Annotated in this window: 13 protein-coding genes; 1 reads left to right on the top strand and 12 read right to left on the bottom strand. The window is 58.8% G+C overall.

What is annotated here, in order from left to right:
• Positions 1–20 precede the first annotated feature (20 nt).
• The 6 genes from JNO48_02460 to JNO48_02485 form a co-directional block, all read right to left on the bottom strand.
• A complete protein-coding gene (locus JNO48_02460) occupies positions 21–542 on the bottom strand; it encodes a hypothetical protein (protein ID QTE68791.1) in 522 nt (173 codons plus the stop codon).
• 122 nt (positions 543–664) lie between these two features.
• The gene (locus JNO48_02465; GenBank protein ID QTE68792.1) at positions 665–1,372 is read right to left on the bottom strand and encodes a hypothetical protein; all 708 of its coding nucleotides are present in this window, start codon (positions 1,370–1,372) and stop codon (positions 665–667) included.
• Positions 1,373–1,401: 29 nt separating this feature from the next.
• A complete protein-coding gene (locus tag JNO48_02470; protein ID QTE68793.1) occupies positions 1,402–2,403 on the bottom strand; it encodes an LCP family protein in 1,002 nt (333 codons plus the stop codon).
• Between the two features lie 48 nt (positions 2,404–2,451).
• Complete coding sequence (locus tag JNO48_02475; protein QTE68794.1) at positions 2,452–3,213, bottom strand: CpsD/CapB family tyrosine-protein kinase; 762 nt, start codon at positions 3,211–3,213, stop codon at positions 2,452–2,454.
• A 3-nt stretch (positions 3,214–3,216) separates the two neighbouring features.
• Positions 3,217–4,035: a chain-length determining protein gene (locus tag JNO48_02480; GenBank protein ID QTE68795.1), complete on the bottom strand. Its 819-nt coding sequence runs from the start codon at positions 4,033–4,035 to the stop codon at positions 3,217–3,219.
• Complete coding sequence (locus tag JNO48_02485; protein ID QTE68796.1) at positions 4,008–4,571, bottom strand: hypothetical protein; 564 nt, start codon at positions 4,569–4,571, stop codon at positions 4,008–4,010. Before JNO48_02485 ends, JNO48_02480 begins: the two co-directional genes overlap by 28 nt.
• A gap of 467 nt (positions 4,572–5,038) precedes the next feature.
• Here JNO48_02485 and JNO48_02490 point away from each other — a divergent pair, with 467 nt between their 5' ends.
• The gene (locus tag JNO48_02490; GenBank protein QTE68797.1) at positions 5,039–6,007 is read left to right on the top strand and encodes a Gfo/Idh/MocA family oxidoreductase; all 969 of its coding nucleotides are present in this window, start codon (positions 5,039–5,041) and stop codon (positions 6,005–6,007) included.
• 62 nt (positions 6,008–6,069) lie between these two features.
• On the opposite strand, the gene JNO48_02495 is transcribed toward JNO48_02490, so the two are convergent.
• From JNO48_02495 to JNO48_02520, 6 genes are read right to left on the bottom strand one after another with little or no spacing between them, the layout of a single operon-like run.
• Positions 6,070–6,738 carry a hypothetical protein gene (locus JNO48_02495; protein QTE68798.1) on the bottom strand — a complete coding sequence of 223 codons (669 nt, stop codon included), beginning with the start codon at positions 6,736–6,738 and terminating at the stop codon, positions 6,070–6,072.
• The gene (locus JNO48_02500; GenBank protein QTE68799.1) at positions 6,738–8,624 is read right to left on the bottom strand and encodes an AAA family ATPase; all 1,887 of its coding nucleotides are present in this window, start codon (positions 8,622–8,624) and stop codon (positions 6,738–6,740) included. The genes JNO48_02495 and JNO48_02500 overlap by 1 nt, the downstream gene beginning before the upstream one ends.
• A gap of 16 nt (positions 8,625–8,640) precedes the next feature.
• Positions 8,641–9,822 carry a CapA family protein gene (locus JNO48_02505; GenBank protein ID QTE68800.1) on the bottom strand — a complete coding sequence of 394 codons (1,182 nt, stop codon included), beginning with the start codon at positions 9,820–9,822 and terminating at the stop codon, positions 8,641–8,643.
• 21 nt (positions 9,823–9,843) lie between these two features.
• Complete coding sequence (locus JNO48_02510; protein ID QTE68801.1) at positions 9,844–10,557, bottom strand: polyphosphate polymerase domain-containing protein; 714 nt, start codon at positions 10,555–10,557, stop codon at positions 9,844–9,846.
• Positions 10,558–10,608: 51 nt separating this feature from the next.
• Positions 10,609–11,316, bottom strand: coding sequence for a DUF4956 domain-containing protein (locus JNO48_02515; GenBank protein QTE68802.1), 708 nt, complete (start codon positions 11,314–11,316; stop codon positions 10,609–10,611).
• Positions 11,317–11,367: 51 nt separating this feature from the next.
• Positions 11,368–14,565, bottom strand: coding sequence for a lamin tail domain-containing protein (locus JNO48_02520; protein QTE68803.1), 3,198 nt, complete (start codon positions 14,563–14,565; stop codon positions 11,368–11,370).
• Between the last annotated feature and the right edge of the window lie 45 nt (positions 14,566–14,610).

Raw genomic sequence — 14,610 nt, forward strand, 5'->3', positions numbered from 1 at the left:
GGGTATTTTGCTTTCTTGGATTATTCGCTGATCACGCCGATCAGGAAGGGGTTGGTCTGAACCTTTTCGAAGACAGCCTTCGGAACGGTCACATCGACGCTACCATCGGCCTTGCCGACGCCGTCAAAGGCCTGCCATTCGATTTCTTCTTCCGCGTTCTCAGGCAGGATACCGATCAGGACGATCACCTTCTGGCCGTCGCTATAGGGGGTTTCGAACATGACGTTCATGACCACTTCGTCCGGCAGATTGTCGATCTCGCCATCGAGCTTGGCGGTCACCATTTCACTGATGGTGGCGAAACCTTCGGGAATCTTGGCCTTCACATCGTCCGGCAGGGGGGCCAGGACGTCGCCGGCTTCCTTCGCGTCCGCGAAAGCCTTGATGGCAGCGGCGCTCTCTTCGGTGTCAGCAATAAACTCCATGGGGACTCCAGAAACATCTCCGCCGATGGTGGGTTCTTCTTTGGAACCTTCAGCAATCGCGAAGGCTGCAGTCAGCAGCATTGCAAGGGCAAGTACCAGGGAAAACAGTTTCTTCATAATCTCATACCTCCTGCTATTTACAATGATACACTTTCCAGTATCACTGCATATCATACCATTCCGGGGTAACCCTTGTCAACAATTCTTGCAAATCTTTCTGCTGCCTGCTGCCGGGGATGTCAGTTGAAGAAAAATTTGTCCGGGTTGTTCCGGATTTTTCGTTCCGCGTCCGCGCCGTATTTTTTCGCCAGGGCTTCCATTCCCGGCGTCATGCAGGTTTCCCGCCCGGCAAAGGCGTGGGTATCGGTGGCGATGAAATCGACCAGGCCTTCTTTGAAAAGGCTGTCGAAGAATCCGCGCCGCAGCAGGGGCTGCTTGCGGATGAGGCTCCGGGCGTTGATCTGGACCAGGGCGTGGAATCGGCTTTTCATTTCTTCTACCTGGCGGATTTTGCCGATGGCCGGGTAGCGCTCCATGTGGGCAATCACCGGGATGAATCCGGCGCCCGCCACCTTCTGCAGGGCATCCGTGATACGGTCCAAGGTGTCGGTGGGGCTGAACTCGATCATCGCGCAGTTCGTGTCCGCCAGGGTCGGCACCCGCTTTTCCCGCAGGAGGCGCGGGGTGTTGTCCGTATAGAGGATCTCCGCGCCGCGGTACAGCTGGATCGGCAGGTTCTCCTGCGCGATGTACTCCTCCGCGGCGGCAAAGTGCCGGTCGAAGGTTTCCTCCGGGAATTCGTATACGCCCGGGGTGACGTGCGGGGTGCAGATGATTCGGGTGATGCGGTCCGCGGCGGCTTCCCGCAGCATGCGGAACGTCTCTTCCCGCTCCTCCGCGCCGTCGTCCACGCCCCAGATGACGTGGCTGTGTATATCCGTGTACAAGGCTGGCCGTTTCCTTCTTTCCCGCGGGGTTATTCCGGGAGCGAATACAGGTGCTCCAGGATCCAGTCGATGCCCGCGTCTTTCTGCATGTGGAATTCCACATACCCGTCATCGCCGATGGTGTACTCCCCCGCCGGATGGTCGATCGGGAGGATTTCGTAGTTGTAGGCCTGGTTCAGTTCCTCCGCCAGCCGCTTGGTGGTCATGTTGGTGGTGGCAATCGTTTCCAGGGATTTCAGCAGCGATTCGCCGAAGGCTGGATCGCTGCTGATCCTTTTGTTCATCTGTTTGATGGCTTTTTGCATGTATTCGCCCTGGCGGACCATACGTTCCTGGTTGGTGCCGGAGCCGACGGTCATACGGGCGCGGACGAACTGTTCCGCTTCCTGCCCGTGCAGGGTCACCGTGCTGCCTTTTGTCCAGGCGGGGTTGACCGGGGTCATGTCAAAGTCCATATGGACCTGGACGCCGCCCAGGGCATCGTTCAGGGTGGGGATTGCGCCATAGTCAACCATGTACCAGCCGTCGATTTCCAGTCCGTCCAGCAGGGTCTGCAAGGAACGGATGGTGGATTTTGCGTTGGCTTCAGGCGTGTCGCCGTAGTAATGGGATAGGCAGATCTGCATCACCCGGGAGCCTACCTCGTTGCCGAAAACGCCCAGGACGAACACGTCCGCCATGGTGTCACGGTCAATCTGCAGCTGGTGGATCTGTTTGCCGGTGTGGTCGATGGCCAGCAGCAGCAGGAAGTCCGCCGGGGAGCCGCGCCGGTAGGTTTGGGAGCCGGTGGCTTCCGGGTCGCCGTGCTGGTCGATACCGGCGATCAGGAGAGTGGTAACTGCCGGCTTTTCCCGGTAGGTGCGGCCGTTCCATTCGATGGTCTTCAGCTGGCCGAATCCCTCGGTCATGCTGCCGCGGGATTCCGTATACTGGCTGTCATCCGTATTGCGGAGGAACAGGAGAATACCGGCCAGCACGATAGCCGCAAGGATGATCAGTACCGCGGCTTTGATGATAATTCGTTTGTTCACTTTCGTCCCGCTCCTTTACGTCAGCGGTGGTTGATGGTGAATGGGCAGTTATTTCTTTTTCTTTCCGTCCTCGCCCTCCCGGCGGTAATAGGCGTTGCCGTACTTGCCGTAATGGCCGTACTTGCTGTATCCGTATTTGCCGCCGTAGCTGTAATACTTCTTGGTGCTCAGGCGGTCCATGGCAACCTTGTTCAGCACGCATCCCAGGATCGGGGTGCCGGTGCGTTCCATCTGCTGCTTGGCTTCCTGCAGGGCGCGGCGGTGGGTCTTGCTGTATTCAAGCACCAGGATGCTGCCGTCGCAGCTCTTGGCGATTTCCGCCGCGTCGATGACCAGGCCCACCGGCGGGGCGTCGATGACCACCAGGTCAAACGTCTCGCTCAGCGTTTCCACCAGGTGGTCAAAGTCCGGCGTGGCAATCAGGGAAAGAGGCGCCTGCACGTCCGTGCCGATTGGGATGAAGAAGACGTTCGGCAGGTCGGTTTCGTATACAACCTCATCGATGGAGCACTGGCCGCTGAGGAGGTGGGCCAGGCCCATCCCGCTCCCCTGCAGCTGGATGCCGTAGTGGGCGTTCATGACGGAGAGCCGGAGGTCCGCGTCCATCAGGACCACCTTCTGGCCGCGGCGGGCCATATTCTGCACGATCTGGAAGGCAACAAAGCTTTTGCCGTCATTCGGCTCACAGCTGGTAACGACAATCTTTTTGATGTTTCTGCCGGAGAAGGTCAGGTTGGAACAGATGGTGTTCATGGCTTCGGAACCGGCGTAGTCCAGCGCGGCGTTGGCGCTGATCACGGCTTTCAGCATCTGTTATTCCCCCTTTCCGGTTTTCCGGCTGCTCCGCTGCCCGTAGGCCGACGGAGGCGGGCCGTTTTTCGCGTTGTGTTCAAAATCCTGCAGCGGGATCATGCCGAGCGTGGTCAGTCCGCCCACCTTGGCGATATCCTCCGTGGTGAGGATCCGATCATCGCTGAAGTGCTTGATGGCGATGATCGCCATGGCTAGCAGGGCACCAAGCAGGAAACCGATGATCACGGTCCGGGGTTTCTGCGGGCTCACCGGCTTGTCGGGCAGGCGGGCTTCCTCAAACATGTTCGGCTCGCGCATGTCCATCTTGGCCGCGATGAATTCCCGGGCCACCTGGGCGTAGGTATCGGCAAGCAGCTTGGCTTCCCGCGGATCCGGGGATTTGATCTGCACATACAGCACGTGGGTATTGCTCGGGTTGGATACGCTCAGCATGCTGGACAGTTTTGAATATGAGTAATTCAGGTTCAGGCGCTTGTCCACCAGTTCATGCACATGCCAGTTCTTGAACACTTCCTGGTAGTCGGCCGCCAGGTTTGTGCCGATCTGCAGGTCGCTCAGGGAGATGGCGGTATCGGAGCCAACGATATAGATCTTGGCCGTCGCCTGGTAGATTGGGGTCACCGCGTATTGCACGTAACCAAACGCGATAGCCGCACCCAGGATGGCGGTCAGGAGGATCCAGTGGATTTTTTCGAGGAAGTGCAGCGCCAGCTCCGCCAGGTCGATCTCAAATACATCATCATTTTCCTTGGCGGGAGCGGCCGCCTGGGCGGCCGGCGCCTGTACTTTTTTCACTTCGTTGGTCTCGTTTCTTGCCATCCGGCATCTCCTTCCGTTCTTCGGGGGAAAACAGCCGCCGGTTCATCCGGCGACACAATTTCATATTCCACCCATGTTTTCACCAGCATTTTGGCAAAGGGAACCTCAATCTGCATTCGGCGTGCCCGGTGGTCCACCTTGCGGATGACAGCGTCCAGGCCGGAGAAGGCTCCTTCCGTCAGCCGGATCCGTTGGTCCTTCTCGTAGACCGGCGTTTTGCCGATCACGCCGTTCATCTGCAGGATCATCAGGGCAAATGTTTCGTCGCTTCCCGTGAGCATGTAGTCCTGTTCCGATGTCTTCAGGCACCGGAGCACGCCCGGGATGTAGCGGCACTGGGATATGTCCGTGGGTTCTTCGCAGTAAAGGAACAGGTACCCGGGAAGCAGGTCCCGGGGGCGGTCCACCATCTTTCCGTTCTGCCAGGTGTGCTGGATCTGCCGCGGCGAAATCACCAGGCATCCCAGCCGTTGTGTTACCTCGTGTGCCACATAGCGGCATTTGGCCGTTTCGCAGAAGAGGCAGTATGTGTACATCTCCGTTCCTCCTGAAAAGCATAGCTCCGCTGCGGGCGGCGGATTTCCCCGTCGTCCTTCCTGAAAACACACGTAAACGGAACGGCTGTCCGGCAAGTGTCATCGGTCCAGCTTCACCGTCCGTGGATACCCCGGCGCTGGCGGAAAGCTTCCCTGCCTTTCCTGTTTTCTGATCACTCGGATTTCCGTGCTTGTAACCCAATCCATATCAATATGTAATTATATCCGAAACCTTTGTGGAAAGCAATTCATTTCTTATATTATGGTCAATCAAATTGGGCCATAAAATCCATACTTTTCAACATGTACATAACTTGATTGATCCCGGTGCATGAAAAATACAATAATCCGGCCAGGTTTGCACCGTTTCAGCAGGAATCCGGTGAAAAAGATTTGACTTGGAGTATACTCGAACGTGTACGATACAGGAAAGCGGATAAACGAATATGGGCAGGAGGAATACAGGAATGGAAAAAGTCAGGTGGGGTGTCCTCGGTACGGCGGATATCGCCCGGGGGGCGACGATTCCCGGGATGCTGCAGGCGGAGAATTGTGAGCTTTGGGCGGTCGCCGGGCGGAGCCCGGAAAAGGCACAGGCTTTCCGGGATCAGTTTGGATTCCGGAAGGCTTACGGAAGCTATGAGGAACTGCTGGCTGATCCGGAAGTGGAGGCGGTCTATATTCCCCTGCCCAACGACCTGCACTGTGAATGGTCCGTCCGGGCGCTGCAGGCCGGGAAGCACGTCCTGTGCGAGAAACCCCTGGCGGTTTCCGAAGAGCAGGTCAAATGGATGTTCGATGCGGCGGAAAAAAGCGGCGTATACCTGATGGAAGCCTTCGCGTACCTCCACAGCCCGTTTGTGCAGGCGGTGAAAGCGGAGCTGGATTCGGGAGTCATCGGGGATATCCGGTACATGGAATCTGCGTTTATCACCGGCCGCCGGCCGGATACCGATATCCGCCTGCGGAAGGAAACCTGCGGCGGGGCGATGTATGACCTGGGCTGCTACGCGGTCAGCATGGCCATGTGGATGATTGGGAAAGAGCCGGATGACGTCCGGGCATCTGCCCAGTTCTCCCCGAAGGGAATCGACCTGTTTACCTCCGCCCTGCTGCTGTACAATGACGAATCCGTCGCGGCGCTGGACTGCGGCATGCTGCTGCCCCACGGGCGGCTGGACCGGTTCCGCATCTTTGGGGCGAAAGGAACGATTGTCTCCCCCGTGGAGTTCAACCAGAGCGGGGAAATCCCATATACCGTCATCCGGGACGGGGTTTCGGAAACGAAGACCGTTTCCGTGCGGGATAACTATACCCTGGAAGTAGAGCAGCTCGGCCGCTGCGTCCGTGGGCTGGAAAAGCCCCATGTATCCCGGGAGTTCTCCCTGCTGGTGGCCCGGGTCACCGACCGGATCCTGGCGGAAATCGGATACTGATCTTAGTAAAGCAAGTGCGGGTGCCCTTTCGGGCACCCGCATTGTTGTTTTGGGTCTGTTGTTCAGTTGAATACCGCGCCGCATTCCTCGGTCAGTTTCACCGGATCCAGGAAACTGAAGTTTTTGTGCAGCAGCTGCTCCCGGCGGTACACGGCGTCCATCACGGTTTCGCCTTTCCAGGAGGCAGTGACGCGGACCTCGCTCACTGGCAGGCAGGCCAGCAGGTCCCGGGCGATGCGGACGCCCATGGCGGAGAGGTACTGCTTCGCGTTCTTCTCCATGTGCTCGTCCTTGCCGGTAAACATCGCCTCCAGGCGGTCCGGATCCGGCGCGCGCATGCTGATGCCGTGGGCGTACTCCATCAGTTCACCCAACGGGTTTGCCTTCCGCAGGACTTCCGTATAGGCGGTCAGGTCGCCGTTCAGCACCGCTTCCGCATGCTGATGGTAAAACTCCCACAGGTGCTGGGGGGTCAGTCCGTCCGTCGGCCATTCATGGGCCAGGGCATCGGTCCATTCAATCGTTTCATCCGCGGTCATCCACAGATTTTCGATGCCGATCTTCGGCTTTTTGACAACCACCTTGGCCGGTTTCGCTTCCTGCTTCTTCGGTTCGGGAACCACATCCTCCGGCGGTTCCCGCCACAAGTCAGACGCGATGGCCTTCATGCGCCGCAGCAGTTCGCTGGCGTCGGCGGGGGACATGTTGTTTCCCTTGTTTTCGTCTGCCATTACGCGTCCTCTCCTTCCCTGCGGCAGCGTACACTCGGCGGATTGGCCGCCGTGTCGAATCCCTCGATGACAATCTTCGCGTCGCCGGTAATCTCATTGTCAAACAGCCAGCGGCTGAGGGGGTTGATCAGCAGGCTTTCCACCTGGTTACCGATACCCCGGCCGCCGTTGGACAGGTCGAAGGTGGCCGCTTCCTCCAGGCTCTTGTAAGCGAAGTCCTCGATGCGGATGGAGATGTTCTTCTGTTCCCGCAGGTTCCGGGTAATCTTGTTCACCTGGGCCTGGAGGATCAGGTCGGCTGCTTCCTTGCGGATATAGTCGAACACCACGATGTTTTCGCCAATCCGGTTCAGGATCTCCGGCCGTCCCAGTTCCAGCTTGAAGTAGTCCTCAATCGCGCTGCGCACGCGGGCCTGCACTTCGGAATACGGCATATCCATGGTCACATTGGGCTCACGGTTGCCGAAGGCATCCTTGACGTAGATGCCCAGGTTGCTGGTGAAGATGATGATCGTTTCGGAGAAATACACCGTATTCCCCTGCCCGTCCGTCATGCGGCCGTCTTCCAGGATCTGCAGGAATTTATCCAGGATCGTGGAATGGGCTTTTTCAATTTCATCAAACAGCAGGATACAGAAGGGGTTCTTCTTCACCGCGTTGGTCAGCTGGCCGCCCGCTTCATACCCGACGTATCCGGGAGGTGCGCCCATCAGCTTCTGGTCGGAATGGCTCTGGCCGTATTCGCTCATGTCGAACCGGATACAGGTGCTCTCGTCACCGAACAGTTTCTCTGCCAGCGCTTTGGCCGTCTCGGTCTTTCCGGTACCGGTCGGGCCGGCAAAGAACAGCACGCCCTTCGGCTTTCCGGTGGAGGAGGAGTTCAGTCCGTTCATGCCGGTCACTGCGCGCTTGACCACGTCCAGCGTGCGTTCCAGCGCGGTGTCCTGCCCCTTGATCCGCTTTTCAAAGTCCGCCTTGGCGGTCTTCAGGCTCCTGACGCTCAGTGTGCTCCAGGGGTTTTCCTTGATGCCGTATTTGTACAGGTCCACAATGGAACAGAGGTCGCGGATTGGCGTTTCTTCCTTTTTGCACAGCATCCGCATTTCGTCCAGTTCCGTGAAGGTCATGCCCTCGGTCAAGCCGACAAACCGTTCCTTGATCCGCTCCAGGTCCTCCGGATATTCCGTGTAGTACGGCATATCCCGCCGGTAGACGGTGCCGGAGAAGAAGGACGCGAAGTTCGTCCCGGTCATCATGCGCTTCCGTTCCTCGCGGTCCGGCGCTTCCAGCTGCAGGATCTTGCACACCGGGTTGTTCAGGTAGAACCACGCCGGCAGGTCGTTCAGCTTGTTCACCAGCAGGATCAGCAGGTTCTGCTTCTTCCCGTGGGCAGTGCGGACCCAGGAGGCGCTCAGCGCGCTCTGCATCAGGATGTTGAAGCTGTTCACGTCCGCCTGGTCCATCCGTTCCGGGGTGGTGATGTAGTGGCTGGCCATCTCCATGATGGTCACCGTGGCCGCCTTCTGCTGGGACATGGCCCGGCGGATGACGTTCGGCGCGGTGTTGGCGCCGTTTCCCTTGAACTCCGCCTGGACCGCGCCGGACCTGACCTCCGTGTCCGTCAGGTTGGCAAACCGTTCCAGCATGGAGGGGTCATAGGGGCTCATAAAGCCCAGCAGGTTGCTGTAGAACAGCACCTGGTCATATCCCTGGTCGGAAAAATAGGCATGCAGGTAGCGGCTCAGCGGGATGATCTCGTCCTGCCGGACGGATCCGTCCACCGGATACCGGTACTGGTCGGTGATGTTCCCTTCCAGGATCAGCAGGGGTTTGATCGCGCTGAACAGTTCCAGCTCCCTGTGCCATTTCGGAATCAATGCTTCCACACCTGGTCCTCTCCTTTTATCTGTTGTTTCTGTCCGGGTACGCCTTCGGCGCCTCCGGCGAACCGTCCGTGTTCCGTTTCACGGCTTTCCCCGTGCCGGAAGGAAGATACGGCATCACCAGCCGGGCATATCCGGTTTCATCGTCACCGACGACCGACATGATCGTATCCGGGGTGTCATACGCCATGGCGTCCAGGACGGCCTCCGCCTGTTCCGCCGGTATCCGCAGCGGCTGGTAGTTGTTCACCGGCGCTTCGGAGCTGGTATACCCGGGATACAGGATCATCTGCTGCCCGGTATAATTGCCGTCATCGTCAAAATAAAGCTTGGCCTGCACCACCAGGCAGTACAGGGAGGTCGGTTCCCGGCCCCCGTCCCGCGGATAGAGCACGGATTTGATTTCCCGGTTCCCGCCAAAGACAAAGTTTCCCAGTGAGTAGAAAATCGACCGGTTGTCCAGGATCCGCATGCCCTGCACCACATGGGAGTGGTGCATCACCACCACGTCCGCGCCGGCTTCCACAAACGCTTTTCCCCGGCTTTCCTGCACGGAATTGTGTTTCGGGTCGTATTCGTTGCCGTTGTGGAACAGGACGACGGTTGCGTTCACCTCGCCCGCCGTTTCCATGTCCGCCATTTTCTTCCGCATCCGGTCTCCGATGGTGTTCGACAGCGCATAGTCCATCGAGAAAACAGCGATCCGGATCCCGTCCTTTTCCAGGATATGGTAATCCATTCCCCGGGCCCAGCCGATCCCGGCATCTTCCAGGGCTTTTTGGGTGCTTTCCATTCCCCGGGCACCGAAGTCGGAGGTGTGGTTATTGGCCAGCCCGGCCACCTCCACCGACCCGGCCTTCAGGATGCCGGTGAAATCCACCGGCCCGCGGAAGCGGTACCGCTTGGAGGTCTTTTCCCCGTTCGCGCTGTCCGAAAAAACGCCCTCCAGGTTGATGATCGTGGCATCGTCCGCCTCAAACATTTCCCGGAAGTTGGCAAAAAAATAGTCATACCCGTATTTTTCGGCATACGCGTGCAGGGAGTCCTCCTGCGTCCGCCGCGCTTCCTCGCTGCCGATCGTGCAGTCCCCCGTGAATGTCAGGGTGATCACGCGGTCTGCATATGCGCTGCCGGATGCCAGGCACACCGCTGCGAAAACGGCGGCCGCCAGGCGCCGGATGGTCTTGCTTCCAGGTTTCATCTGCGATCCTCTCTCCGGTCCTTATTCTTCCCCGAACCCTTCAAAGCGCCTGCACCAGGTATATTTGCTGATGGCGCTGGGGCATGCGCCCTGGCAGTAGGTTCCCAGGATATCCCGGATGTAGGACGGCAGGCTGTGGTTGTATTTCACTTCCAGGATGATCTCGTTGTTGTTGAACGGGGGGATCGTCGGCACATAGGGGTCGAACAGTTCCTTGCTGTACAGCCCGGTGCGCAGCTGTTTGTCAAATGTGATCCGGACCTCTTCCGCGGGATGCAGGTATGCTTCCCGCACATAGTCCACCAGCACCACCGGCCGCAGCAGGTTCACCGTCATTTCCCGGTACATGTCGTTCAGCAGTCCGCTCCGGGTCGTCTCCAGCCCGGTCGGATCGCCGGCCATCAGCTGCTCGCACAGCAGCCGCGGGATGCTGATGCTCCGCTTGGAAATCAGGGTTCCGACCTTGGTTTTGCACTCCAGCTTGATCACCTTGTCGCTGAAGTTGTAAATCCGGATCCGGTACTTGTCGCGGTTCTGCACGCCGTTCAGCTTGTCGAACAGCGCGTTGTTGAACGCCGTGTCAAAGTACAGGGAGCGGATATGGTATTCGTTGTATTCGTCGCCGTTTGGATCGCGGGAAAGAATCGAATCCAGTACGCCGGACAGCACGAAATACTGCCGTTCATTGATGAAATACTTCAGTTCATGCCGGAGCGGCAGTGAATTCATGGCCATGGTTCTTCCCCCTTTCCCTGGTTTTCTTCCTGGATTTCAGCTTCGGGATGGTCAGGCGCCGGCTTCGGTCTGGCAGGCGACCAGCGTCGCGTCATGGACGCCTTCAATGTTCAGCACCGCGCTCACCAGGTCCTGCTTGCTGTCCAGCCGGACTTCGACGGTCATCTCCGCGCCCGCGCGGGTGACAGTCTTGCTGCGCAGGCGGCGCTGCTTCACGGTCCGCCGCAGCAGCTGGGTGATCTCGGTTTCGGCGTAGTCGTCATAGTGGACCACCAGCAGGTAGCTGTTGGGGTTCCGGAAGCGTACGAAGGTCATCACAAACAGGATGATGCTGATGCCCAGCACCACCACCAGCGCGTGGATGTACAGCTCCGCGCCCAGCAGGATGCCCATCGTCAGCGCCCAGAACATGTAGGCCGTATCCATCGGATCCTTCACGGCCGTCCGGAAACGAACAATACTCAGCGCGCCAACCATGCCCATGCTCAGCGCGATATCGCTCTTGATGCACATGACCACCGGGGTGGTAATCAGCGTCAGCATCATCAGCGTCAGCGCGAAGGTCGGGCTGTAGAGCACGCCCCGGTAGCACCGCTTGTAGACAAAGGCGATCACCAGGCCGACAATGCATCCCATGATCAGGCCGATGATGATCTTCCACGGCGTCAGGTTTTCAAACTGGCTCAGGAAGTAATCGCTCAGGCTTGCGTCATTCTTGACGATGGAACTGGCACTCGCAAAGGCTGTGGAAATGAACATGGCTTGTCTCCTCCTGTATGATGTTCCGGGTATCCGGTATGGTTCGGGAAATCAGATTGCGTCCGGCGGCATCTCCGGTCTCGGTCCGAAGTATTTTACCATTTCCGCGTCCGTCAGGTTGAAAGCGTCCTGGGCAAACCCCCACAGTTTGTTCGGCCGTTTCCGGCAGACATTCCGCAGGCGCTCCACGCGCTTCTCCCAGTACCGGTAGGCGCCGTCCGAGGTGACCGGCACGTCGCTGATGACCATCTTGTCGTTTTCCTCGCCCCAGCGGGCCCAGTGGTTCTTCATTTCCGGTTCGATGATCTTGACCGTGTCGTCCAGGATTTCCAGCATCTTCCGGGTGGTCAGTTTCTGGAAGATCTCCCCGAATTTGGTCAGGTAGCGTTCCTTGTATTCCGGTACGCTCAGCAGCTTCATGAAAATGGTGTTGTCGATATATTTCTGGCCCATGCCCTTGGCCTTGGTGTAGCTCCACGGGCTGTTGAAGTCCGAGGTGTACAGGCCGTAATCCACGTCGTACAGGATCCAGCGCCATTTGCTTCCCTCCGTTTTCAGCCGGTAGAAGCGGGTGTTGCCGATATCGCTGTTGCCGAAGAACATCTCGAACGCCATGTATTCGAACAGGTTGTCCACGTCCACATTGTCCAGGATGTACTGCAGGTCTTCCGGGTTCTTGGCGGGATTCCCGGCCTTCATCTTCTTGATCATGGCCTTGAATTCCTTGTTGGACCCGTACTTCACGCTGCCGCTGCCCTGGAGCAGGTCCATCTGGTCCGCGTCTTCCAGGGAGAGGCCTTCAAACTGGGCAATCATGAACCGGTCGGTCCGTTCACGCAGGTTCATGTGCCCCCAGTAAATCCCGTTCAGGTAGACCGCGTACGGTTCCCAGGCCTGGTGGGCAATCGTGGCCCCGCAGAAGTCCATCAGCTTGCCCTGGAATCCGTCCTGCATGCGGGTGAACATGCTGTCGTTCCCGCTGTTCCGCAGGACGAAGCCCTTGTATTCCGTATAGAGCCGGTCTTCAAACAGCTTGGCCTGGAACGTCTTCGCGCCGTAAACGCTCCGGGCGCGGAATTTGAAGCTTTTCTGCGGCATATCCAGGGAATAGTCGCCCATCAGGCCGATCTCGGCCCCCTGGCTCAGCAGGGTGTTGCCGCTCCGGTCGAACAGTTCCACATGGCAGTCATATTTGATGCCCTTGTCCTTCACCTTCCGGTATACGGTGTTCGGGAAAGGCAGCTTGCCGGGTTCCTTAATGGCATCCTTCCCGATCGTCAGCATGCCCCATTCCTCATCCCAGAGGTTGTTCGGGTCGGTCACCACGGACGCCACCGGCAGGGCATGGTAGACGTTGACAAACCAGGTGCCGGTCAGGATCTCGCTGGGCTGCGTAAGCCCCGTGGAAAAAGCCCGTGCGCGCAGGACGTTCGCATACTGGTTCAGCTCCAGCCGCGTTCCCGCCGTGTACGGGGTGGACGCCTGCGTCGGGACGGATCCGTCCGTCGTGTAGAACACCTGGGTGCCTTCCGGAACCAGGATCTCCACATACTGGGTGGTGTAATACAGCCCCGGTTCCACACTGAAGGAGGGGGTGGAGGCAAAGCCGCTGAAGCCGGTTCCGTTTGCCCGGAACGGAGTCGGCGTCTCATAATAAAAAAGCCCTGCGATCCCCAGGGTCCGGCCGTATGAAATATCCGTCTTCATCTCCGGCAGTACAATCTTGTCCAGTACATTCCCGGCCGGGTCCGCCAGGGTGATGATCTCGCCGGCATTCCGGCCGATCCGGAAAGAGGTATGCGGCTCGGCGGCCGACGCCTTCGCGGTATTCCCGTCGCAGAGGATCACCTTGTATTCCCCGGGGGCAATCAGGGTGCCGGCCGGAAACTGCCATTTCCGTCCGCGTCCCAGGTTGTCGCTCAGTCCCCACCCGGAGATATCCACCGCCGTGTCGGAGGAATTGTAGATTTCCACCCAGTCCTTGTTCTCCGTGCCCGCGTAGGTGGACACCTGGTTGTTGCTGGCCAGCACTTCGCTGATCCAGACCCCGGTCCGGTTCATCGCCCGCAGGTTCAGGTCCATCTGGTTGAAGCCGGCTTCGTTGTCCGGCAGGGTGGGCGTCGGCATCTGGAACACCTGCATCTGGTTCTGCTCATTCCGTCCCCAGCTGCAGTCCTGCGGCAGGTTGTCAATCATCACCCGGTCCACAACCCGGCCCTGGCTGTCCGCCAGGATGATCGTTTCCTTCTCCGCGCTGATCCGGAAGTTCGAGTGCGGAACACGTTCCATTTTGGTATCCATCCGGTCCTTGCCGGTGCACAGCACCAGGTAGTATCCGTGTGCCTCGATCCTCGCGCCGTCCGGGAAGCGCCACTTCAGCGGTTTCCCTTCATTGTCGCTCAGTGCGAACTTGTCCAGGCTGATCGCGTTTCCGGTGGTATTGTACAGCTCAATCCAGTCGCACAGTTCACCGTCGTCATCGCGGATGCCGGTCAGCGGGTCCGCCATCACTTCGTTGATGAGCACGGAGCCGTCCGCCGCGGTAACGCTCTCGCGGTAAGCCAGGTGGCCGGCTTCGGTATTTTCAAAGCCGGGGCTGAACCAGGCGGTGGACGTATACTCCCCGCCGGTCAGGGCCCAGCTTTCGTCACTGCCGATAATTTTATATGTGACGCTGTCAATCAGGTAGGCATTCGGGTCGAACAGGTAAACGGTCTCACCGACGCTGCTCAGCTGGAATTTCGCGTGGAAAGGCCGGTCCGGGCTCGCCTGGTTGGTATTGTCGCAGAATACCGTCACCCGGCCGTCCTGCTCCAGGCTGATGGCGGGGAACAGGAAACGGATCCGGTCTCCCTTGTCGCTCAGGCCGACGCCCTCCAGGTTAATCCGGTGGTCGGTGCTGTTCCATACTTCCAGCCAGTCCGGGAATTTTCCATTCTCGTCTGTAACGGCTGTCGCGTTCGCAGGCATCACTTCGCTGATGACCAGCCCGGCATATTCGCCGACGCGCTCGTCGCCCGTGCTTTCCACCAGGCCGGATTCCGTTCCGGCGGAATAGGTCGCCCGGCGGAGCGGCTCAAAGAGATAGCTGCCGGTCATCCATTTCGGGACTTCAAAAATCAGCAGCAGCAGGGCAGCCACCGCACCCGCGAGCAGGAGGAAATTCATGCGCTGTTTCCTCCGGCGGAGTTTGGTTGCCCGGGAAGCCGTACGGCGTCCCTGTTCCGGGTTTCCGGTCCTGTTTTCCATCGGCTTCCCTCCTTCCTGCATTGTATGCTAACTTTGAAATTATAC

Source organism: Clostridiales bacterium (assembly GCA_017569285.1).
Lineage (GTDB): Bacteria > Bacillota > Clostridia > Christensenellales > Aristaeellaceae > Aristaeella.

Bases quoted from the DNA above. Each gene is read 5' to 3' on its own strand.
- JNO48_02460 (QTE68791.1), bottom strand. From the start codon at position 542: ATGAAGAAACTGTTTTCCCTGGTACTTGCCCTTGCAATGCTGCTGACT.
- JNO48_02475 (QTE68794.1), bottom strand. From the start codon at position 3,213: ATGCTGAAAGCCGTGATCAGCGCCAACGCCGCGCTGGACTACGCCGGT.
- JNO48_02480 (QTE68795.1), bottom strand. From the start codon at position 4,035: ATGGCAAGAAACGAGACCAACGAAGTGAAAAAAGTACAGGCGCCGGCC.
- JNO48_02485 (QTE68796.1), bottom strand. From the start codon at position 4,571: ATGTACACATACTGCCTCTTCTGCGAAACGGCCAAATGCCGCTATGTG.
- JNO48_02490 (QTE68797.1), top strand. From the start codon at position 5,039: ATGGAAAAAGTCAGGTGGGGTGTCCTCGGTACGGCGGATATCGCCCGG.
- JNO48_02495 (QTE68798.1), bottom strand. From the start codon at position 6,738: ATGGCAGACGAAAACAAGGGAAACAACATGTCCCCCGCCGACGCCAGC.
- JNO48_02505 (QTE68800.1), bottom strand. From the start codon at position 9,822: ATGAAACCTGGAAGCAAGACCATCCGGCGCCTGGCGGCCGCCGTTTTC.
- JNO48_02510 (QTE68801.1), bottom strand. From the start codon at position 10,557: ATGGCCATGAATTCACTGCCGCTCCGGCATGAACTGAAGTATTTCATC.
- JNO48_02515 (QTE68802.1), bottom strand. From the start codon at position 11,316: ATGTTCATTTCCACAGCCTTTGCGAGTGCCAGTTCCATCGTCAAGAAT.
- JNO48_02520 (QTE68803.1), bottom strand. From the start codon at position 14,565: ATGGAAAACAGGACCGGAAACCCGGAACAGGGACGCCGTACGGCTTCC.